Below are 22,738 nucleotides of genomic sequence, written 5' to 3'. Positions count from 1 at the left end.
TGTTGATTTCCGCCGAAAACTGAGCCGGGTTTTTCATCGAAAAGTGAGCCACCCGTTTAGTGCTGCAGGCTAGCTTAGCTCGGGATGGGTGCCGGGTTCCGATTCTCCTTTTTGATGTCGGTCGCATGGTTTCTGAAGCGGTAACTGTCGTTGCCCGTTTCCAGGATGTGGCAGCGATGGGTGAGGCGGTCGAGCAGCGCTGTGGTCATCTTGGCATCGCCAAACACGCTGGCCCATTCGGCGAAACTGAGGTTGGTGGTGATGACCAGGCTGGTGTGCTCGTAGAGCTTGCCGATGAGATGGAACAGTAAGGCACCACCGGCTTGTGAGAACGGCAAGTAGCCCAGTTCATCCAGGATCACCAGATCGGCATCGATGAGCCGTGTGGCCAGCTGACCTTGTTTGCCTGCCGCTTTTTCCAGTTCCAGCGCATTGACCAGCTCGATGGTCGAGAAGAAACGCACGCGCCGTCGTCCATGCGTGATGGCCTGCACGCCGATCGCTGTGGCCAGATGCGTCTTGCCGGTGCCAGGCCCACCGACGAAGACGAGGTTCTGTTGGTGATCCATGAACTCGCCCCGATGCAGTTGACGGATCAGCACTTCATCGACGGCGCTCTGGGCAAAATCGAAGCTGCTCAGATCCCGATAGATCGGGAAACGCGCCACCTTCAATTGATAGTTGATAGAACGCACTTCGCGCTCGGCCACTTCGGCTTTGATCAAGGTATCCATCAAGGGCATCGCCTCCCGATACAACGAGGCGCCTTGTTGGGCCAGTTCATCCAGGGCTTGGGCCATGCCGTGCAGGCGTAGCGACTTGAGCGTGGTGATCACGGCCTCATGCGACATGGCGTGTCCTCCGCAGTCCATCGTAACGAGCGACATTGGCCACCGGTTCGACCTGCAAGGTAAGTGCCGGCGGTGCATCGACCGGCGCCGGGGGTGCCTCACCCACCAGTCGGGCCAGCAGGTTGAGTACGTGGGGTTTGGAGGGTGCGTTGGCTTCCAACGCCAACTCCACCGCCGTGAGGACGGCCTGCTCGTCGTACTGCAGCACCAGGGCGAGGATCTCCACCATCTCGCGATCACCCCCGGGACGCGCGAGCAGCAGGGTCTGCAATCGTCGAAAGCCTTGCGGCAAATCCGCAAACGGTGCGCCATTGCGTAACGCACCCGGCTTGCGCTGAAGCACGCTCAGATAATGGCGCCAGTCGTAGATCGTGTGGCCGCCATCATGGCTGCGGTTAATCCGGCGCGCGTGCTCCGCAATAACCTGACCCTCTGCGGCCATCACGACGCGATCGGCGTACAAGCGCACGCTGATCGGTCGGTTCGCATAACTGGCCGGCACGCTGTAACGGTTACGTTCGACATGCACGAGGCACGTGGGTGTCACGCGTTTGGTCTGCTCGACGAAGCCATCGAAGGGTGCCGGCATCGGCATGAGCAGAGGTTGCTCATCCTGCCAGACCGAGGCAATCGTGCGTTCGCGCCACGCAGGATGGGTGAACTCCTGCCACAGGGCGATGCATCGCGCCTGCAGCCAGGTGTTGAGCGCATCGAGTGTCGGCATCGCCGGCACCGTCGGCCAGATCCGATGACGCGCATCCTGGACGTTCTTCTCGATCTGCCCCTTCTCCCAGCCGGAGGCTGGATTACAGAACTCCGCTTCGAACAGGTAGTGGCCCACCATCGCCGCGAAGCGTGCGTTGACGTCACGCACCTTGCCCTGGCGTACTTTATCCACGGCCGTCTTCATGTTGTCGTAGATACCGCGATGAGGCACGCCACCGAACACGGTGAAGGCGTGGTGATGGGCATCGAACAACATCTCGTGGGTCTGCAACGGATAAGCACGCAGCAGAAAGGCCCGACTGTGGCACAGCTTGAACTGGGCAATCTGCAGCTTCATGCGCTCGCCACCAATCCGGGCGACATCCTCGCTCCAGTCGAACTGGAACGCTTCGCCTGGCGCAAACACGAGTGGCACAAACGTACCGCGTCCTGCCGTGCGCAATCGCTCCTGCTCGGCACGGCGCCACTCACGGGCAAAGGCCGCCACTCGGCCATACGAACCGGTATAACCCTTCGTCAGCAGCACGGCATGCATCTGCTTCAGGGTGCGCCGTTGTTTACGGGACTGTTGCTGGTTGGTGCGAAGCCAACCCGCCAGCTCGGCCGCATAGGGGTCAAGCCGGCTGGGACTCTTGCGATGCGGATAGTGCGGGCTGGTCTCCCCGCTCGCCAGATACTTGGTAATGGTGTTGCGCGACAACTTCGTGCGCCGGGCGATCTCGCGGATCGAGATCTTGTCGCGAAGGTGCCACCGTCGAATCACGCTTAATAGGGCCACGTCGATCACTCCTGTTACTCCCGCTCAGGCTTGAGCGGAGGGTGCGGGGTGGTGGCTCAAAATTCGACGGAAATCACCCCAGGAAGTGGCTCAGTTTTGGATGGAACTCAACATATGGGGCTCCAAAAGGTACGGACTATTGTTCACGGCCCCATAGTCGGTACCCGCCTGTGACCCATAGTTCGTATTGGGTGGGACCCGTTCGCACAGACTTTGCCCATAGCTTCTAGGCAAAGTATGCTCAATTATCGATAAATCATAGACTTACGGTCCGTCTCGTTCAGTCATCAAAGCGCAAAAGCGGCACAAAGCATGTGCCGCTAGGGACGGCGGCGGTCGATTTGCTTGCGAGCAGTCCTACGAAAAGCCCCCAAGGTGAGACCCCACGGTAGCCCGCTGCTCCTAGCTGAGGGCTCATGGGCCGGCGCGGCCGCTGAGATCCTAGAGGTCTAGAGTCGTCAGCTATCCGTCCTCTAAAACGCAGTACCTAGTACATCTTTTGTACTGAAAAAAGCAGTACATTAGAGCTATGCCAAGAGGACGTTCGAAAACCAAGACCACAACGGTGACGCTCCGAGTAACACCGGAGCTCAAGGCTGCTGCTGAATTGGCTGCTGACCGTGATCACCGCAGCCTGACGGGACTGATCGAGGTCCTGATCCTCAATCACTGCAAAACCCAGAACATTCCAGTTTCCGAGTCAACAAATAAGGAGAACAGCCCATGAGCCGATCTGCGGCCCCTAAGAAATCTGCCAAAGCGGCGAGCAAGCAGGCTGACATTCCCTTTTATCGGTCGAACGAGAAGCCATACGGAGCTTTTAGCAATCTATTCCGACGCGCTATGGTGTTTGAGGGTCGCGAATACCCCACAGCAGAGCATGCCTACCAAGCCGGCAAGGCGAGGAAGGAGTCTGTGCGCGAATGGATTCTCAGTGCACCAACACCATCTTTGGTGGCCATGGCAGCACATGGGCTCTACACCTGGGACATCACTCCCGACTGGTCGCGTACAAAGTTCGACAGAATGCGCAATGTGTTGAGGGCCAAGTTCACTCAGCACGAGGACCTAAAGGAGCTCCTGCTTTCAACAGGAAGTTCACGACTGGTGGAAGTCGGGCGCACCGATAACCTGGTGAATCGAACCTGGGGCGAAGTTAATGGGAAGGGCTTGAACATGCTCGGAGTGCTATTGATGGAAGTCCGCGAAGAGATTCGAGGTCATTCCAAGCTTCAGGCGAAAGCCACCTCTAAGAAAGCTAAACAAAGCAAGCAGGTAAACGGCTCTCGCAGTCGAGATGCCGCTCGCGCGATGGCTTAAATATAACTATTAGATATGCAGACGAATCGCTACCGGACCGAGCTCACTAAATTGGCGAGCACCTACGCGGCAGCAATGCGCGAGGATGTGTCGAGGCTAAAGCAGGCGATTGCCGGAGCCAGCGAGTCCAGTGTTATTGGGGTTGGTTCCGGTGGCTCATTTACGGTCGCCGCACTTCTCTGCAATCTACACGAGGCCTATACGGGGAGGGTTTCGCGTCCATCAACACCACTTGAAATTATCTGCAACCCCACACTTGCCTCCTCCAGCCCGGTGTTTTTGATATCCGCGGAAGGCAAAAATCCAGATATCACCGAGGCTCTGGATCGCGCACGCCAGCATAGTGCGCGTCCTGTCCATGTGCTGACGAACCGAGGGTCAAGTCCGCTGATGGAAGGAGTGTTGGAGCTTTCCGACGTCAACTCACATGTATTTGAGCTTCATGAAAAGGATGGATATCTAGCGACCAACAGCCTCTTATTGGACGCGGTTCTTGTGGCGCGGGCATATAGTGAGCTGGACGGCAACACCGACGCGTTGCCGGCCTCAGTCGATGAACTTCAGATTGGCGGTCAACCCATCTCACACTGGGTGGAAGCGGCAGCAGAGTTCGTCCAAGCAGCGGTAAAACGTGGCGCCGTTGTCGTGACATATTCGCCCCTCCTCCACCCTATTGCAGCCGACCTGGAGTCAAAGTTCTCGGAAGGTGCACTCCTTCATTGTCAGCTGGCAGACCTCCGTTCCTTCGCGCATGGAAGGCATCTTTGGTTGGCTGAGCGCTCCACGGACATCGCAGTCCTAGCGCTGGTTGAACCGTCATTAGGCGAGCTCTGGAACAAAATGAGTGCGCTGTTTCCAGGTGACGTTCCCACGTTGGCGATGCCGCTGTCAGGCGCTTCGCCTAAGGACCTAATCGCAGGTCTCATAGGCCAAATGCACCTCGTGCAGGCAATCGCAGAGAAAATGGGCAAAGACCCGGGCCAACCGAACGTGCCCCAATTTGGAAGGGACATCTACTACATCGATTTGCCCAAAATTATCCCGCCACCTGGCAATCGGGTGTCCGCCGCAGAGCAATCCAAGTACGACGTGCTTGGTGCTCGCTGGCCATCGCAAAGACGGCGCAGCGACATGACTCGCGCCCGAGACGCTTTCGTAGATTCTTTGACCTACCAGACCTTCCGAGCGATCGTCTTCGACTACGACGGGACCCTAACGGCCTCTCAACGACGAACAGCTCCGCCTTCGGATCCGATCGTTCGTCACCTTAAACGCCTAGTTGAGGCCGGAATACTAGTTGGTATCGCATCCGGTCGCGGTGACTCAATTCAAAATGAGCTGGCCAAGGTATTGCCGAGCAGCATTTTAGACAACCTCCATTTAGGCCTATACAACGGAGGTTGGATCGGCACTGCAAGCCAGACGCTGGAGTTCCCACAGGGCACTGTCGAGTTCCTGAGTCATGTAACGCGTATTGCGCGTAAGCTTCAGTCATTGGGCGTGCCGATCGAGCGCATCTCTCCAAAGCATCCCTATCAGGTGAGCATCAGATTTCGAGATGGCTTGCCAACTGATCAGATGTGGTTCGTCATTGCGGACTCTCTGCGCCAAGCTGGATTGACCAATAGCACCATGTTCCGTAGCAAACACTCCGTCGATGTGTTGGCACCAGGTGTAGGTAAATCTGAGCTCGTTGCTCATATCATCCAGCATAAAAAAATTGATCCCCACGAGATTTTGACTATGGGGGATCAAGGAGCTTGGCCAGGCAACGATGTATCTTTGCTTGAACACCGGTTTTCTCTAAGCGTAGATATGCCCTCTCGGCGTATGGATCGGGGTTGGAAGCTGGCCCCGGGTCATCGCCGCGATGTGGACGCCACGCTTTGGTACCTAGAGCGCTTCCAGGTGGATGCAGTGGGGCGCTTCAGGTTTTCGATGTCCCACGAGCCTACGGACAATCCCTAGCCATGCAGGACAGCAACGCAGCGAAGCTCTTGGCCCGCGTCATGGATTGGCAAGATCAGGAACCTGTGCTTAAGCACGTTGCAGAACTTCAATTGCTTGCGTTCTTCAAGTACGACTATTACCAACGGTTCAGTCCTGGTCGAAGGTTCATTGAGAGCCTCGCACTTTGGCTCAAACAGCTTGAGCCTAGCGACCGTCCTGCGGCCCTCGAATTAGTCAAAGAGAAGCTTGTTTTCTTTTCGGATGCCGAAATCTCTCACTTGGTAGAAATCGCTTATCCGGACCTGATCGTTCAAGAGCGCCTCCGCCTAGTCGCCGAAGAGAACGGCATTCCCACCTATAAGGTTGGAGAGTTATCTCGTCATCCGCGCTTCAAAGAGCTTCGGCTGAAGTCGCTCTACCTGGGGCTCAGTGATGGTGCTAGGACGAACGAGCTGCGAAGGGCAAGCAATCACCAAATAAACAATGAACAAATCTGGCAGGCCTACGAGCTTGGGGAGCAAAAGTCGGAATCTATGCTCAAGGACCTTAAGGAGAAGCTAGGAGAGGCCGGATTTCAATCACAGGCGCCTCACTTCAATTTGGTCTGGCTATTAGATGACTTCTCCGGAAGTGGAAATACATATATCCGTTACGACAGCGAAAAGAAGTCTTATGGTGGCAAGTTGCAGAAGATATATGAGCAGCTGCATCAGAGGCGCTTGATCGACCCATCGCACTACGAGGTGTTCCTTGTCCTCTACGTTGCCACTCGTCAGGCAATTGACCACATCGAGTACTGGAGCGAACGGTTTACTTCGGAACGAGGATTTAAGCCGTTGCAGCTGAGAGTTCTATGCAAGCTCGAAAGAAGCCTGGCTCTCACAAATGATCCGACTCCGGCTCTTGCCAATCTGCTTGCTAATACGCTGTATTTCGATCCGAAAGCGAATGACAAGCATATGAAAGTAGGAGGCTCGGACGGGCGTCTAGGATTTGCAAATTGCGCTTTGCCCGTGGTGCTTTCTCATAACACGCCCAACAATTCTGTGTACTTGCTGTGGGGTCCCGAACAGCTTAGCTACCCCGGCCTATTTCCCCGAGTTGTCAGGCATAGAGACTTCTAATGGCGTACAACGTGAATCCCTTCCTGGAGCGGCGATCCGAGAGGACGACCTCAGATCAGGAGTTTGCACTCGTATTTTCCCCGAAAATTCTTGAAAAACTGTCTGATGAGGCGTTCAAGGGCGGGGTGCATATTTTTCGTAGCGCTCCCGGCGGCGGGAAAACTACGATCCTGCGCGCTTTTACGCCAAGCGTGCTACGAAGCTTTTGGCGCGCGAAGGGTACTAACGAACTCAGGGAATCATTTCCATTATTTGTCGAGAAAGGTGTGCTCGATGACCAAGAAGGTCCGCGTCTGCTCGGCGTGATGATTTCCTGTGCATCGGGTTATGCGGACTTGCCAGCCAGTGCTTCGGCTATCGAGGAGGGCCCCTTCCGTGCGCTCCTGGATTGCCGCGTTGTACTTCGGACGATCAGAAGTCTTGGAACGTATTTGGGATTTAGTTCAGACGAGGCGCTGGACTCGATTCAAATCGAGTATAGCGATGACGCGCGCGATCTTAAAAATATCCCAGCGCACGGCTCTGCGCGTGAGTTAGCAAGCTGGGCAGAGGCGCAGGAGAAGCGGATCTATGCCGAGTTAGATTCATTCGCGGGGCGTACAAGTCAGACACTACCTTCAAGCCCAAGGTTTGAAAGTGTCTTATGGCTCCAGGCTGTACGTTTTCTGCAAGATGGCAAGCAAGTTGCCACCAACCGGCTGTTGATGATTGATGACCTGCAACGCCTGCGCCGCAAGCAACGCGACGGACTGATCGACGAACTGACCGTTCAGCGGCCGGATTTTCCGATATGGCTTGCCATGAGAACACTAGTGCTTGGCGATTCGCTGCTCTCACAAGGTGCCCGCATCGGCCGAGACATCAACGAGTACGCTCTCGAGGAGCTTTGGGCGGGGCCCAAAGGCATACATCAGTTCTCTTCGTTTGCGCAGAATGTTCTCGACCGGCGGATGAACCGCCAGGTCACTGTGACGGGTAGTTTTTCCCAACGCCTGCGAGACCAGCTGGATCCAGATGAAATACGACCCTTCGTTAAGCCCGGCATTGATGCCTATCGGACTGCGATCCAGCCGCACGAAGGTAATGTCCGCTATCGAGAATGGCTCGCCAGGGCAGAGAAAAGTACCAGTGAGCCAACGCTGGAGATGCTGCTTGGGCTCTTCACGACACGCATACTCGTGGCAAGAGACGCGGCAAAGAAACAGTTGAGTTTGGATTTGGCATTGCCAGCGGAAGAGATCGACGAGAAAGACACCTCATCACTGCGCGGTGCGGCGGAAATCCAGCTACACGAAGAGCTTGGGCTGCCGTACTACTACGGCTTGGAAACGTTCTGCGTAATGGCCTCCTACAATGTCGAGGAGCTTCTTTCCATGGCTGCGGTCCTGTATGACGGCATCGTGGCTAGTCAGGTTCTCGGAAAGCGCAGTCCTGAACTATCGCCATTCGAGCAAGAAAAGCTTCTTCGCGATACAGCAGAACGGCGCTTGAGCTTCGTCCCCAAGCAACATACCGAAGGCACGCGAGCGCATCGATTACTCGTGTCCATTGGAGGGTACTGCCGCGAGCGGACTTTTCTACCAAATGCGCCCTACGCACCTGGAGTAACGGGGATACGCCTTTCACAGTCGGAGATGAACAAACTGCAGAGTGGTACGAAGGCTCTTGGGGAGCAAGGCGAGTTGTTGAGGCGTGTGTTGTCGGAATGTATTGCGGAAAACTTGCTACTCCAGCGTCCAAGTACGGCTAGCACCGCGCGCGAGGCAGGATCCATCCTCTACTTGAATCGAACGCTATGTGCGCACTTTGGGCTCCCACTGCAGATGGGAGGGTGGCAAGACGTTTCATGCATGGACTTAATTGACTGGATGTCGCGGGGATGGAAACCGCAAAAGCGCTTGGCAATGGGGGGCTAGCGATGCTTTGGGATCAGTATGTGTTTCGACGCGGACCTGACGCAAACGAACTTTGGGATCGCCTATTCGAACGGCGAAAAATGCGGCTCCTCTACATCGCAGGGAGCGGCTTCGATGTTCGAGCTCAAACAGCTATGCGCGAATGCGTGGGCAGTATTCGTGAGTCTGGCGGAGTGGTCGACGAGGCGAAGCTCGTTCTCATCGAGTTTGCCAATTACCGCCTGGACGACGCGCTACAAGAATTGACGAAGCAAAATAGACAAGGATTGACCGAGGTCTTCTCGGAACTGGGCACGATTGAGACGGTAACTTTCGGGGCGTCAGAGGACGGAGAGGAACTCAGCGCAAGCAGTGCATTACGTGTAGGTACTGATGCGGTACTGGAGATGGTATCCGATCAGACAGATATCATCCTGGATGCGAGCTCACTACCTCGCGTCATTTACCTTGCCCTGATGACCAGCCTGCTTCACCGGCTGATCCCGGATAAGGACGTTGCAAACCCCCTTGCAGCGGGAGGGGTGAACTTCCAAGTATTGGTCGCCGAGGACGCGGGGCTCGACAGTCAGATCATGGCTGAGGATCCGGGTAGCGAGGTCGTATTGATTCCTGGGTTCCTTGGAGCCATGCAAGCCGAGAGTGTCCAAGAATGGCCCCTGGTGTGGTTTCCAATCTTAGGTGAGCACCGGATCAATCAGTTGCAGCAAATCATGAAGCTGACTGATATACCTGGCGAAGCGGAGATATGCCCCGTAGTTCCTCATCCCTCGCGTGATCCGAGACGGGCAGACCGTCTTCTTGTCGAATATAAAGGACCACTATTTGACTCACGGGGCACACCAACCACCAATATCCTATACGTGCACGAATCTCAGCCATTTGAGGTCTACCGTCAGTTGCTAGGCGCAATGACTCGCTATCGAGACAGCATGGTAGTGCTTGGGGGATGCAGACTTGTCGTTACTCCCTTTGGTAGCAAGCTAATTACGTTGGGAGCAGGTCTGGCCTGCTTTGAAATGCGCCCTTCCGGTGTGACAGATGCACCATACCGTGTTGCTATTCCCCACGCCGAACCCACACGCTATGTCGTTTCAGCACAGGCGGTTACTTCGTCTAAGCCAGAAATCTGTAGCTTGCTTCTGACGGGATCAGCCTATGCTTAGCAGCTTGACGATTGGATAGAACAATATGTCACGACACAAGGCAGTACGTGATGCGAGGTCATTCACTCTTCAACAATGGATTGCGCTAGTCATCACCCCGGAGCACGAACGGAAATTTCAGTTTCAAGATTACGAATTTCCGACAGACGAGCATCGTGACGAGTTCTTAGAGATCATACATGCATATCCAGAGAAGGTCGTAAAAAGCATCCTTCGATCGTTCCTTGTTTCTGGTGGGTCGCTAGGAGCAGACGAATCTCTGCGACGCGGCCTTAAATCGCTCCCTACTGAAAAATTGGAAAGCCTAATTGAGAGAAAAGAGTTTGTTCGACGCCTAATGGACCTACCGTACCGCCCTTGGGATGGAATAACTTGGGTCTTAGACTTGCTGCCGAACTATCCCGCCAAGGTAATGGACGCGCTGGACGCATATTTCACCGCACATGCTGCGTTTCTTCCCGATGGTCGTTTGAACGGCTTGTCAGACGCCGAGGCCATCATCCGGAAGCGATACCTCAACCGCGAAAATCCACGTGACACCATCCTTGAACTGCGTCCAAGTGAGTTTGAGCATCTGATCGGCGCCCTCTATGAGAAGCTTGGCTACGAAGTCTCTGTTACGCAAGCTACCAGGGACGGAGGTGTCGACGTTGAAGCGCGCCAGAACAAAGTAGCAAGCCAGGCATTGGTGCTGGTTCAATGCAAGCGCTATGAGGGGGCGGTCCCAGTCTCCGCAGTCCGCGAACTAATGGGCGTCGTATCACGGCGACACGCGAACAAAGGGGTCCTCATAGCAACGGGCGGCTTTACGCGAAGTGCCCAGCACGAAGCATCCATGACGTCGATGATTGAATTGATTGATTACATGAGCCTCAATCAGTTGCTAAACAAGCATTTTGGCGCCGAATGGCCGAACCGCATAGGACATGCGATTCGAGACATGCAACGAAATTCTGCGAGAAATTCTACTGCTGTTAGCGGCACTATGATCGATTTATTCCAGGAATGCGTCGAGGACGGCTAAACGTAAGGGATCGGGCGTAGTGGCTTCCAAAGATTCTCATCAGGGCAAGCTGTCGGCGTCTCCTCGCACCGCGCCCCGCAAAGCCATAGCGTCGACCAGCGCGTGATGTCGGCGAGGTTGTTGCTCTGGGTGTGTTTGCCACCAGCGTTCAAGCTGCGAATGCAGTCCGTCCAGGCGGACCCAAGTCACTGCGGTTATAGGACCCTCCGGCTCAGGTACATCAAAACCATCGATCACATATTGGCAAAGTGCCCGATCGTGGCCAGAGTCGTAATGGATGCACGGATGCGAGAAGCCGGCCAAAAAGTCACGCAATCGATGCGTTAGGGTGCTGTCATCCAGTGCGGCGCCGCCGCGCTCCAGTAGTGGATAGACGACAGATCGAACCCATGGCATGGGATTAGTAGGGAGCGGATCACGTTCCCCATAAAAGCTATGTTTCTCGTCGGCAGAGACCAATGCGATCGAAACCAGTTCCGACGCGAGTACATCTGCCCACTCGCAGTCTAGGTACAGGTTCACGGCATCTCCTTCATGCATGCGCCATGCGCTGATCGTACTAGCCTAAGTCGTAGAACAGCTCTGCATAGTACTCGCCCATGCCAAGCGGCACCTGTTCCAGAGTTGCTTTGACGGCGTCAGGAATCCAGTAAAGTAGTTGCATGACTTCGTCGCTGCTGTCGTCAGTAATTGGCGATGACTTAACGGCGGGATAGAAGTCCTCCTCGATCTTGCTTCTGAGGGTCTTCTCCGCATCTGCCTGGCTGCCCGCCACGGCAACACATACCCGCACGCCTTCCCCTGTCGCGTGCCAGACCAGATAACTGATGTACCAGCCGCCTTCAAGAAACCTTGGCGAAGTGAGCGCATTTGCCATGACGAGTGTCCCGAATATCGCACCTGGAGGCCACGGCTCTGCCTCATGCAACCGACGAATTACCTGGTGCACGCATAGTTACGGTTGCCGCTCTCCGAATCGCCATAAGCATTCTACGCCGACGAATCGCAGACCATCTCGCTAACGCGAAAAGAGATCCCCGAAGTGGCCCTTCATGTCGCTGCATCGCACGTGCATGGCCATGCCGAAGCATGGATTTTTCCCATCGAAAAATACGGCTTTGTGAGAATTGTTGGACGACAAGAAGTTGACTAATAGACGTCCAAACGCACCTTGCAATAGTCCGGACGAAGTGGTCTATTTCCAAGCATCCACTGTTTTGTCGAAGGATCAGGTGATCCTATGCAAGAGCAGTACGAGCTATTCCGTCGAGAGCTGTATGACGAGTTCGGACCTTATGTTCCGCTCTCTCGCGTTTGGCGGAAGCTCTCTTATCCAAGCCTAGACGCCGCACGCAAAGCTGCTTCACGTGGCTTGCTGCCGATTCCTTGTGTTTCCTTGCCCGGGCGCCGAGGAACATTTCTGCTAAGCCTTGATGTGGCGGCATGGCTTTCGGATGCGGTTCAACGCGCCGAGCGGCCCGCATTGGTCAATAGCGGGCACTTACCATGAAAGGCTTGAGGCGCTCCTTCGCCGAAGCTGGATCGCGTCCACCAAAGCGAAGTGACGATGGGTTCGGACAGCGAGCGATTGCGTATATCCGACCGGATCAGCGGCGCCTCAACGCCGGTGGGCGGCGATCGATGCAACAAGCAATGCCGCACAGCCGATAAAACAAAGCCGCTGCTCGCGAGAGCGGCGGCTTTAACGTTTTTTAGCAGAGAAGCAGTTAACGCTTCAGGAGGGCAGAGAAAACCATGTAGGCCAACCAGCGGGAAACTAAAAAGCCTACCGAGATTGCGGCTCGCGTAGGCTTTAGTAGGTGCATGACTGGCTGGTCAGCACCTCTAGGTTCCTGCGCCCCTTATGAAAAGTCAATAGCCCCCTGTGGAGGCCTAGATGGCCGCGCTCGACCTAACGGCAACCCTGTGGCTTGCCGGCAGGGAAGTGCGCACCTAGAGGAGAAAAAACATGGCAACAAGCGCGCTACAAATCAAACGCCCTATCGTCGACGAACAACGCCTTGGTGGGCTCAGCGAACGAGAGCGGTACGAGGTCTATGAACGTGCTGGATACAACCCCTTCCAGATCACGCAACTGGAGTGGATGGTTGCCGAAAGCGGTCAACGCCCCGTAGGCAAGGGCGCCCTGCAGAACGTCAAGGTCCAACTGGCCTCGGCCAAGTGCGGCGCCATTCGGATTCTTGAAAGCCACACGTGTGAACGCCCATTCGCCTACGAGCTCGAGATGGATGGCACCGTACAGGGCTACTACTCACAATTTCCTTGTCGCCACGTCCTCCGAACTAGTGAGGGAGGTGCGAAGCACGTTTCCAACGCAACACTCGATTTCCTTGTCTTTCATCAGGATCGAGTCGAACTAGTTGAGTGCAAGCCAGAAAGGTGGCTGGAAAAGCACCAACATCCGGGCGAGTGGGAAAAGAATGGCGAGGGCTGGACTTGCAGACCTTATGAGCGGTGGGCGAACGAGAGAGATTTCCCCTTTCGCGTGTGGACGCCACCCGAGCCCTTCGCGAATTACCTGCGCAACCTGGAGGCGATGTATGCCTTGAAGCAGCTACCTCTCGGGCCTGACGAGATGCGAATTGCCGAGCGGTCACTGGATCTTCTGGCAGCTAGACCGTACTCCATCGAAGAACTTGGCGATGCAGTACCGGGATTTCGTGAGCGTATTGCCTTGGTCCTTCTGGCAGATCGGCGGTGCTATGGCCTAGTTACCAGCACACCGATTACCTTGCCTCAGCACTTCTATCTGTACTCGACATTGGAGCAAGCACGGCAGGTCGATGCCTTAGCTCTTCAAGCGCTAGTTCGAGCGACGAGTCAACCCGTTATTCACGATGCCATCGGGCTCGCGACCACGACGGATTACAACGCTGCGAAGAGACGGCTGGCACGGCTTGAGCGCATCGAACGTGGTGTCGAAAAACCTACAGTACGCATGAAGCAACTAGCTTCCAGCGTTAAGAAGGCGGTATCGGAAGGCTTATCACCCCTGTCGGCTTGCCTGACGAACTACGCAAAGAGTGGCAACCGCCAAGCACGCCTCGACCCTGCCCAGCAGCAATGTTTGGAATGGGTCATTCGCGTGCTTTGGAATCGAGGAAAAGTCAGAACACTAAAGAATCTGTGGTTTGAATTGGAGAAAGTCTGCAACCTTCACCGCGCAACCACCCCATCCATAGAAACGCTATACCGATACGTGCGGCAAGAAGACTCAACTAAAAGGGCGTTGGCTACAGGCGGCATGCGTGCTTATCAAGCCGCTCGACCCATCTCCGATCCCACCATGCGGTCGGGAAAAGCCATCGGCTTCGGCCATACGCTGCACATTGACTCATCGCAATTCGACAATCGATGCGAACCTGTTGTCGAGATCGATTTCTGCGGTGACAAGCCATGGTTCTACATCGGTATCGACGAAGCGACGGGCATGCCAATGGCCCACTCGCTCTATTTTGGAAAGGCATGCACCAACGGGTTGGCGCTTCTGCTGCGCGACTTCGTTCGAAGGCACGGATTTCTTCCCTTGGTCATCGTCCTCGATCGCGGCTCAGAAAATGACTCCCTCTGGCTCAAAGCTTTCTGTCTAGAAAACGGTATCACGCTTCTCTGGGCACCCACTGGGGGTAGTCGCTACAACGGCCAAGCTGAGTGCGCCATCAAGCAAGTCAACATAAATGTCGCTCATGACTTGCCAGGCTCGACCGAGCCAGACATGAAAGGTCGGAAGGTCGACGGCAAATTCAAGAGTCGCAAAACAGCGAAGCTGGCATTTATGACTATTTGCAGAGCGTTCGAAGAGTATCTGTACGGCGATCTGCCCAACACACCTGGAGAGGGTGATTGCACGCCCATTGAACGCAGAGATGAGGCTGTCGGGCGCTTTGGTGTCATGGGCACGCCACAACAGCTTGACGATGATTTTCAAATCAAGACGTCCGTTCCCGTCGATTTCAAAGGCAAGGCTACGGAAAAGCGAGGCATCCGAACCAGCCGTGGCATCTTCACCAGTGATGATCTTCGATTTCTGCTGCGGACTTCGCAGCCGGATGAGGTGAGGCAGGATTGTGAAGATTCGATGCTGCTTTTTGTCAGGGTGCGATCGCAGTGGTTGAAGGCCTATCACAGCGGCATCTTCTCGACCGCGTCCCTGCGTCCCCTGGAAAAGCTCTTTGAATTCCTTTGGTCTCCCCACGCACGGCGTGGCCGGCGGCTGCGGAAGCTTGATGTCGATCGCCCTCGATATCACCGCAACCAGGCTCACGCGGTCGCCGTAGAGCAGGTGCGGTCAATGCCTCCCACTGGTGAAAGTGTTGAGATCGAAGTCACTGTGGCAGAAGCCAACGACGTCGGCGCCATTCATCCCGTGAACTGGGACGACTACCCGCCCCTGCCTGAGGAGTGACTTCATGGCAAAGATCTATCCTCATATGCATTTCGTGGGACCACGTAGCGAACTTAAGCGAGCACTAGAGAATCCTGAGCGCGGCCGTTTCATCTGCGTAATCGGGCCATCTGGCGTCGGCAAGACAACCGTGCGTCGCGCTCTTCTACGCGAGATTTGTGGAAATCCTGCGCATTGGGGGGCAGGGCGTATCCCTGTGATCGAGGTGTTTGCGCTTCTGGCTCAGAACGCCTACTTCAGTTCGCGCTCGCTGGTCGAGTCAATGGTTCATGAACTCTTCGTGCCAGACCTCAGATGGTTACGGGATGGCGACGACGTAAAAAACCCAATGTATCTGGCCGTAAAAGCGGAAGTTGAGCGAGCGCATACCGAGTTAAATGGCATGCCTCTTCCTAAGGGAACCGAGAGATCTATGTGGCAACACTTTCAGGATCTCTCCGGTGCACGGGGCGTATGGTTAACTGCAATCGATCAGGCACACGCGCTTTGCGTCAATCACCGTAATACGGATCCTGCGGACCACATCCTCAATCTGATGTCGATTCTCGAAAAGGGAGAGATGAACATTCTATTGAGTGGTGTCCACGGCGCAGCTGATCTATGGGTGCAGCGACCTGAAGTGAGGCGGCGAACTACGCCGATTTGGATGCCACCGTACAGTTATGAGCGAAAGCAAGATAGGGATCCCTTTCTTACGCTTCTACGAACGTTGGGCCAACGGTACACCTTCTCTAAGAGGACCCTTCTTTTCGAGATGGCGAGCGAGCTAATGGCCGCGTCTGCTGGAATATTTGGCGTTGTCAGAAAAATTCTCGTTGACGCGGAAGAACGGGCGCGATGTGCTGGCCGCGTTGCCATTACGAAGACGGATATCGCCGATTCGTACTACGGGGAGAGGGACTACGAGAAAATGTGGGAAGACGTCAGATTCTTCGAAGAAGTCATGAAATCTGCAAGTACGAAATCCAAAGCTGTCGTTGTATCCAGGGCGTGGGGATTAGGTAATCAAAGTGCCAACCGTGATAAGGCGCTCAACCCTGTCACAACGGCCACCTGACATGGACGAGCGCGCGTTCGCTTGGACGGCATTGCCTCCCTTATCTCTACGTGGGCTTGACTCGGAATTGGTTGAATCTATCGACTACTATCTGCTGCGCATGTCGAGGACTACGGGTTGGTCGGTTCCGCAGCTCATGAATCTCGTTGCAGAGCAGCGTGGTCAAGGTATCTCAGGCCGCAGTTTACGATTTCATTGTATGGATCCTAGCGGCGCATCCATGATGCTGAAGCTGGAGCGATTGACGGGCGTACGACATCTACGGCATGGAACCTTTTGGGCTATACGGAACGTTATTTGTCCGAAGACACCAGTTGGGTGGAATTTGTCCAGCCGTCGATGGTGCCCTTGTTGCTACAAGAGCTGGGATAACGAAAGGGACTGGGAGCCGCTTATTTGGTCGATTCCATATATCAGTCGGTGCCCTGTGCACCAGTGCGCCTTAGTAAGTGAATGTCCTGCTTGTGGCGCTAGCCAATTGCGAAGCACGCGCCTCGACATTCGACAAACGTGCAGAAGCTGCAAATCTTCTTTGGCCGATAAAGGCCGACCCGTCGCGCAGCCTAGTCTCTTCGACTGGGTAGATAGACAAATACTTAGCCTTGTAAAGCTTTGTGCAAAGGCGGAGCAAGAGACCCTGCCACGCGAGGTGGCTTCACAGCTGGCCATGGATCTCAGATCAAAGCTGAAGGAGCGACGGGGAATTTCCAGGTTTAGCTGGAGGCAGCGTGAGCCAGGGTCGGAGCAGAGCACGAGTTTCTTTACTCTCAAGGAGCTATTAAATATATGCGCGATCCAAGGGGTGTCTGTTATCGATCTCCTGACAAGACCTAGAGAGGCTATGGATATCCCTCTCTTGGATCTATGGAGCGGCTTCTCTTGGATCTCAGATCCCTTCGCCAAGGAAGATGACCCTGTGAGAGAGGCGCGTTGGATGGCTAGGCGAATTCTCGGCCACAAACGGCTTCTATATCTGCCGCCGATACGGGTTCTAGCAAAGGATGTGCGCGTTTCACTATCTCGTTTGAGGGAGTTTGATCCAGAAATTTACGGTACTTACATGCATGCATACGAAAATCAGGGCGGCCCGACCGCCCTCTATATAAGGGGGAAGGCATTCGCTGTTGCCCGGCAATTTCTAGAAGGGTTTGAATTTTCCCGGAAGGGTTATCACTATTTCAGTATGTTGCCTCACGACGTTGAGAAGGCGGCACATGTAACCCGGGACGAGGCAGTCGTGGTGTGCAGAACGGCCGTTGTTTACTCGCAACTTCTAGCGCGTGCGCTGAAGCATTCTGTGCGGTCCTTTGCGGCCAAGAACGATATGCGGTGGCTTGAAACCGCGAGATGGAGTCAGAAGTAGGCATGCTGCGCTATATGGCGTTGGCTTTGTATGTCTCCAAAAGACTGCCGCATATTAGGATATTCATCTAATGGGGGATCTGAAGTAACTGTCCATAGCCCTGCTCGGGAGCAGGGGGGCTTAGGTAGGTGGCCGCGTATCGTTAGCCCGCACACCAGGATGATGCTTAGTGCGATTGCGTACTAACGCCAGGCGCCTTACGAATCCAGGTGGGACTTTGCACCGGATCGAACATGAATGCGGCCAGGTCGCCTCTTGAAAGCGTCAGTGCGTGCTTGGTACGACCATAGAGGCCAACATTGAGGTGGCCAGAGGCCGCATCCTTCAGCAATCCTGCACAGACCAACGTCCAATCGACTGCCGACCTCCGAAAGCGGCTGACTACGCCTCCGGACGCGCACGCTGCGTTTGCAGATGCCTGTGTACGAGAGGCGTCCGTCACTTCAATGGGTGGCTGCCGACCGGCACGACTGCGTTCAAACAGACCATCCTGGCTATGGCCTTAGCCCCGACTAGGGCCTGGAGCTAGTTGTCGCTATTCAAGGTTTGAATAAATGTATCGTCAGAGCTCGTCTACCCATCGCGCCTCTCCGGGACCGATGCGATAGATTGTTGAAGATTGCCTATCCGCCGAAATGGTGGCTTGTAAGAGGCTCGGCAGCTGCTGATTGAGCCTTTGCCTTATGCTGTAAACAGGTCTGAAATCTGGCGTGAGCACCGAAACCTCATTAGATACATCATTAACTTGAACACGGTGCGGGATCGACGCTTCTGCAAATTCTGGAATAGCGACCGGTCCAGCAACTGGCCATACTTGAGAAATCCATCTTTGCCCCCGTGCTGAAACTGCCATATCGAGAAATCTCCTCCAGATCTCGACCGTGCTCGGGGTTGGCCAGTCAGGTCGCGCCGTCAGTCTCAAAACCTCTTGGCTGGTAAGCCAGGCGCGCATTTCCGCAGGCGTCGTGAAAACGGGATTTGTCGAATTGATCGCCGCCATGGCCGCCTCACGAGAGGGTAGCCCCGATCGAATCAGCATGGCCATCATTGTTCTCGGAACGCCCGTTTCCAAGGCGGCAGCTGCCGCCCCATCGATCACCTCTCCGTCCCCGCCCATGGAGCGACGGCGCATGCGAATTGCCTCGATAGCCCAAACAAGGCGGTATGCAAAAGCATCTTCGATGAACCGTAAGTTGCTGACACCCAATGTAGCCACGTCCGCACCAGCGACCCAGCTTCGCAGAAGATTCCGCCATTCTGGCACTGGGTGTTCGGGGATAAAGGGTCGAATCTGGAACAGTTGCTCAGCCATAGCGGCTAGTGCGCCCACGAGGCGCTCTACATCACCTTGCAGAGCAGCGACATCCGCTAGATCGAGTTGCTCGGTCAGCACACCTGCTACGCGATCGATAGCTAGGCCGGATTCGAATCCAACGCCCATGGAAAATATCGCTCGCCGCTGCATAGCGTTGGAACTGCGCCAGATCAAGTTCGCCCGAGCCTGCAAAATCCACTTATGGAGGACGGACGCCTCGTTGCCAAGCCGACCGACTTGCCTCGCCCACAACGAGCCGGTCAACGCTTCGTCGATCAGTTGCGGCAACTGATCGCTTTCCGCATCCAGCGCTTCGATTAATCCGAACACGGTTGCGTCTAGTTTCTCGACTAACTCTTCGATAGGTTCGGAATCGTCGGCAAGGTCCTCGGGATACCAAGCGTCGGCGTTGCTTGCAAGAAACTCCGCGGCGTCGGCACGCATCAGGACGCCGCTGCGTGCGAGCCTATCAATCGCTGTTGCAATAATCGTCACTAAACCACTGTGCAACGAACGAGATTTCGCGGAATTCACCAACGCTCGCCAGTCGCGGATCCTCCATGCTTCGGGCGCATACATCACATGAAGTATCAGGCCCTCCATATCAACGAACGCACGGCCTGCACGGCCGGCGACATTGGCGAACTCTTCGCCGGTCAATGGATTTCCAGACCGAAACAATGACGGGATCAACAATACGGCCGCGTTTAGGTTCAACCCTTGAGCGAGGGTGGGAGAAGCCACGGTAACTCGCAGTACATTGGCGCTCAGCAGTGCTTCAACTTCCCGAAGGAAGGGCGACGGAAGTCGGCCGTGATGAATCGCAACGCCGAGTGGCAAGCAGCGCACAGCAGGATGATCTGCGCCAAGCCATTCTCGGCCTACTGCCATCGCTCGCTGGATAGCCGGCTGGTCTTCAATCAATGCTTCCAAGTATCCACGCTGGCTTAGGTCGACAATCGCTTTCGCATACCCCTCGACATGATCTCGCTGGGTACAGTAGATGAGTGTGCGTTTTCCTTGGCTGTGGAATTTCCAAGCTGCTGCGAGTGTCAATTCTCTCGTATCGTTCGGAAATGCGGATCGACGACGCCCTAAAGGCTGCTGCTGCTGTATGAAGTGACGAATAAATGGACCTGCTGCTTCGAGATCAAAGCCCAGGCGGCCCGACTGACCCTGCCATGTCAATGTGCCGTAACGTTGGCGGGTGGGTCTCCAACTCGACTGTATTGGCGTTCCGGGTTGGTCTCGTCGAATCCAGGCCGTTAAATCGTCGAGATCTTCTCCTTCAGGGAGAATGGCAGATAGGCAAACGATTCTTCGATTCGCAGCATCCGCCCGACGCAGCAACCTCTGTACCAAGTTTTCATACCGAATCTCTCTGTCGCTGGGACCTATTAAATGGCCTTCGTCTAGAATGACTAAACCAACGTCATTGATGATGGAGCGATCATTGCGCAACGCAAAGTCGAGCTTCTCTGGCGTTGCGATCACTATCCGGCTTGAGCGTATGGCATCCTCGTCACCTACAGCCGCCCCGCTGGAACCGTATAGCGACGATACCGAGCATCCGAGTCCCGCAAAGGTCTTTCGGAATGACCTTTCAGTTTGTGCAGAAAGCGCGCGAAGCGGCGTCACTATTACGACCCGCATCCCAACCGCTAGCGTCATGAGAGTGGCGATCTCCGCTATACGGGTTTTACCCGCACTCGTCGGAAGCGCAACCACGAGGTTGTCCAAAAGGTTGGTCGCTCGGCGCGCCGCCTCCAGCTGCGAAGGCCAGAGTTCCACTTCCGCGGCTTTTCTTGCATAGAGCTCTGCTAGGAGAAGCTTCCGAAGCTCCGGATAGCCCAAAGCATTCGCGGGCCCCTCGACTGGTAAAAGTTGGTGAAGGCTTGAGCCCCACAAGTCGTCGAGTAGATTGCGAGCGATGCGAATGGTCCACCACATGGTGACCGCATTTGCGCTAGTTGCCAGCGTTGACGCCTGACGAAGGATTTGGTCAGCTGTTTCGACAAGTGTCGCAGCACCCGTCTGCAGTGCAAACTCAAAGTAGGCAAACGCTCGGAAAACCGCCGAAGTAAGGACAATTTGTATCAGATCATCTGGATCGAGCACCCCCTCTTGCGCAAGCTCGGCGATGCGCACGTCTTGGTGCTCATTTGCCTGGAGCCATTGCATTGATCGGTTTCGAAGGGCGGCCAAGTCACGGACAATTAGGAGTGCGATTGCTTCTTCCGCCGGCGAGGAATTCGAGTCACCCAAAGCCTGTCCAATCAAGGAGTAGGCTAATGCCGAGTAGCTAGCCAAGTGGTACGCGGCTGCACCGGCTATGCGATAGAAGCCGCGATTTAAGTCTTCCGGCGACCCATTCTGAATCAATGCCTCGAACGCGTTTCCCGCTCGAGTGAAGCCGAGGCGCCAGACCGCGGGATCTCCTCCCTTTTCGCGAAGAGCCAGCGCCCCCCGAAGGATCGATAGGCCGTACTCCGCGAGATCTGTATCGATGGTGTTGCCAAATGACGGTGCGTCATCGGGAAGCGCGCCATCTTGGCGCATCAGAGCTCTTGCCTCACCACGCGCCTGTAGGCGCGCCCGCGCGCCATCTGCCACAGCTCCGCGTAGGAACTCTGTTAGCTCCTCAATCGTTTCCAAGGGCTAACGCCTCCTCATAGGTTGCAGCTATAAAGTCTTGGTGGTCCTCGATCTGGAGATGTACGGTCACATGATTTCTCAAACCATCCGCGCTTCGAAGATCTTGGGTGAGGGCCGCAGGCGTGGCATTTTGAGACATGGTGAATAATGCATGTGCAATTCGAGCGGGCGGCACTCCCTGGTCGGCTACTTCATTCCTTATCCGCCGTCCCAAATTAGCCCCGACTCCATTGCTGTCCATAAGCCTGTCCGCCACAAACAGGAGAGAGGCAGGTGTCGGCCGACCATCGTCGCGAGATAGGGCAGATCGAGCTTCTGCGATGGTTGCCGCCGAGAGATTGACGCGACTCTTGGACTCGCCCTTGAGGAATGCGAGATTGCCCTGAGGATCCAAACTGATCCCGATAAAATCGTCGCCTCGGAGCGCCATTTCGCGGCCATCTTTGTACCGCAAGCGACGGATTGGGACTCGATAGCCCAGCTGTTCTTCCACCAGCTCTGTTGCGAGAATCTCTCCTAATTCTCCCGACCGCGCGCGCGCGGTTCGAGGAAGTCGCTCGGCCAAGATGGCCGCTGCACGGCCATATCCGAGTGACTGCACGTCGTTAGCGATTCGGGCCGCATCGTCGTAGTGAGAACGCACCCTAGTGGCGAGCTCTTGCTGTATTCCCGTTCGACCCTCAGGTCGCTCACGAAACTTAAGCAACCGCTTCCGTTCGTCCCCAACAACTTCGCAGTCACACCAGACGTCAAACACAGATGCCCTCCCTGGAGCCTGACGATAAGCCAGGAGCTTTGGCGCTCGGTCCATCTTACTGGCGCCTCGGGGTGCTGTAGTTGCCGTGGGCACGAAGGCGCCACGAGCTCGCCAGGCTCAGATACGTACGGCTCTAACGGGCACGCGGCCGAATCACCATTCTCTGCCACGAGAAGCTATTATAGCTGATTGATTTAACGTACCTTTTTTGGAATCGCAAAAGCCATAGTTCGTGCGTTCCCCCAACGCCATAGTTTGTGGCAAGTGCACAAACTATGTGACTGTGGACACTATGAGGTTCTGTCCACGACAT

Annotated in this window: 15 protein-coding genes and 1 pseudogene; 10 read left to right on the top strand and 6 right to left on the bottom strand. The window is 55.4% G+C overall.

Annotated elements, in window-relative coordinates; genetic code table 11:
- Nucleotides 1-74: 74 nt before the first annotated feature.
- Both istB and istA read right to left on the bottom strand, forming a co-directional pair.
- Nucleotides 75-851 carry an IS21-like element helper ATPase IstB gene (gene istB, locus VJR68_RS01405; RefSeq protein WP_324145760.1) on the bottom strand — a complete coding sequence of 259 codons (777 nt, stop codon included), beginning with the start codon at nt 849-851 and terminating at the stop codon, nt 75-77.
- Nucleotides 841-2,364, bottom strand: a complete 1,524-nt coding sequence (gene istA / locus VJR68_RS01400) for an IS21 family transposase (RefSeq protein WP_324145759.1) — start codon at nt 2,362-2,364, stop codon at nt 841-843. Before istA ends, istB begins: the two co-directional genes overlap by 11 nt.
- Nucleotides 2,365-3,078: 714 nt before the next feature.
- On the opposite strand from istA, the gene VJR68_RS01395 reads away from it, so the two are divergent.
- From VJR68_RS01395 to VJR68_RS01370, 6 genes are read left to right on the top strand one after another with little or no spacing between them, the layout of a single operon-like run.
- Nucleotides 3,079-3,675 (top strand): NADAR family protein, encoded by a 597-nt coding sequence (locus VJR68_RS01395; RefSeq protein WP_324145758.1) that lies wholly within the window; start codon nt 3,079-3,081, stop codon nt 3,673-3,675.
- A gap of 15 nt (nt 3,676-3,690) precedes the next feature.
- Nucleotides 3,691-5,643: an HAD-IIB family hydrolase gene (locus tag VJR68_RS01390; protein ID WP_324145757.1), complete on the top strand. Its 1,953-nt coding sequence runs from the start codon at nt 3,691-3,693 to the stop codon at nt 5,641-5,643.
- Nucleotides 5,644-5,645: 2 nt separating this feature from the next.
- Entirely contained in the window at nt 5,646-6,749 is a 1,104-nt protein-coding gene (locus VJR68_RS01385; protein ID WP_324145756.1) for a phosphoribosyltransferase-like protein, read from the top strand.
- Complete coding sequence (locus tag VJR68_RS01380) at nt 6,749-8,665, top strand: hypothetical protein (RefSeq protein WP_324145755.1); 1,917 nt, start codon at nt 6,749-6,751, stop codon at nt 8,663-8,665. The genes VJR68_RS01385 and VJR68_RS01380 overlap by 1 nt, the downstream gene beginning before the upstream one ends.
- On the top strand, nt 8,629-9,828 hold the full coding sequence (locus tag VJR68_RS01375; protein ID WP_324145754.1) for a hypothetical protein: 1,200 nt from the start codon (nt 8,629-8,631) through the stop codon (nt 9,826-9,828). The genes VJR68_RS01380 and VJR68_RS01375 overlap by 37 nt, the downstream gene beginning before the upstream one ends.
- 25 nt (nt 9,829-9,853) lie before the next feature.
- Complete coding sequence (locus tag VJR68_RS01370; RefSeq protein WP_324145753.1) at nt 9,854-10,852, top strand: restriction endonuclease; 999 nt, start codon at nt 9,854-9,856, stop codon at nt 10,850-10,852.
- A gap of 39 nt (nt 10,853-10,891) precedes the next feature.
- Here the strand turns inward: VJR68_RS01370 and VJR68_RS01365 are convergent, their stop codons facing one another.
- Nucleotides 10,892-11,374, bottom strand: coding sequence for a hypothetical protein (locus VJR68_RS01365; RefSeq protein ID WP_324145752.1), 483 nt, complete (start codon nt 11,372-11,374; stop codon nt 10,892-10,894).
- 37 nt (nt 11,375-11,411) lie between these two features.
- Nucleotides 11,412-11,729 (bottom strand): hypothetical protein, encoded by a 318-nt coding sequence (locus VJR68_RS01360; RefSeq protein ID WP_324145751.1) that lies wholly within the window; start codon nt 11,727-11,729, stop codon nt 11,412-11,414.
- A 1,092-nt stretch (nt 11,730-12,821) separates the two neighbouring features.
- Here VJR68_RS01360 and VJR68_RS01355 point away from each other — a divergent pair.
- The 4 genes and pseudogenes from VJR68_RS01355 (at nt 12,822) to VJR68_RS01345 (ending at nt 17,698) form a co-directional block, all read left to right on the top strand.
- Nucleotides 12,822-15,278 (top strand): transposase family protein, encoded by a 2,457-nt coding sequence (locus VJR68_RS01355; RefSeq protein WP_324145750.1) that lies wholly within the window; start codon nt 12,822-12,824, stop codon nt 15,276-15,278.
- A 4-nt stretch (nt 15,279-15,282) separates the two neighbouring features.
- Complete coding sequence (locus VJR68_RS01350) at nt 15,283-16,335, top strand: ATP-binding protein (protein WP_324145749.1); 1,053 nt, start codon at nt 15,283-15,285, stop codon at nt 16,333-16,335.
- Nucleotide 16,336: 1 nt separating this feature from the next.
- Nucleotides 16,337-16,768: pseudogene (locus VJR68_RS22015) on the top strand (TniQ family protein); the annotation flags it as partial.
- A gap of 99 nt (nt 16,769-16,867) precedes the next feature.
- Nucleotides 16,868-17,698 (top strand): hypothetical protein, encoded by an 831-nt coding sequence (locus tag VJR68_RS01345; RefSeq protein WP_324145748.1) that lies wholly within the window; start codon nt 16,868-16,870, stop codon nt 17,696-17,698.
- 562 nt (nt 17,699-18,260) lie between these two features.
- On the opposite strand, the gene VJR68_RS01340 is transcribed toward VJR68_RS01345, so the two are convergent.
- Together VJR68_RS01340 and VJR68_RS01335 are read right to left on the bottom strand one after the other, a co-directional pair.
- Nucleotides 18,261-21,668 (bottom strand): DEAD/DEAH box helicase, encoded by a 3,408-nt coding sequence (locus VJR68_RS01340; RefSeq protein WP_324145747.1) that lies wholly within the window; start codon nt 21,666-21,668, stop codon nt 18,261-18,263.
- Nucleotides 21,655-22,233, bottom strand: a complete 579-nt coding sequence (locus VJR68_RS01335; protein ID WP_324145746.1) for a Hachiman antiphage defense system protein HamA — start codon at nt 22,231-22,233, stop codon at nt 21,655-21,657. The genes VJR68_RS01340 and VJR68_RS01335 overlap by 14 nt, the downstream gene beginning before the upstream one ends.
- Nucleotides 22,234-22,738: the final 505 nt, after the last annotated feature.

Origin of the sequence: Dyella sp. (genome assembly GCF_035277725.1) — a bacterium.
Lineage (GTDB): Bacteria > Pseudomonadota > Gammaproteobacteria > Xanthomonadales > Rhodanobacteraceae > Dyella_B.
The sequence above is the reverse complement of the archived record's forward strand: the minus strand, read 5'-3'. Positions and strand labels throughout refer to the sequence as shown.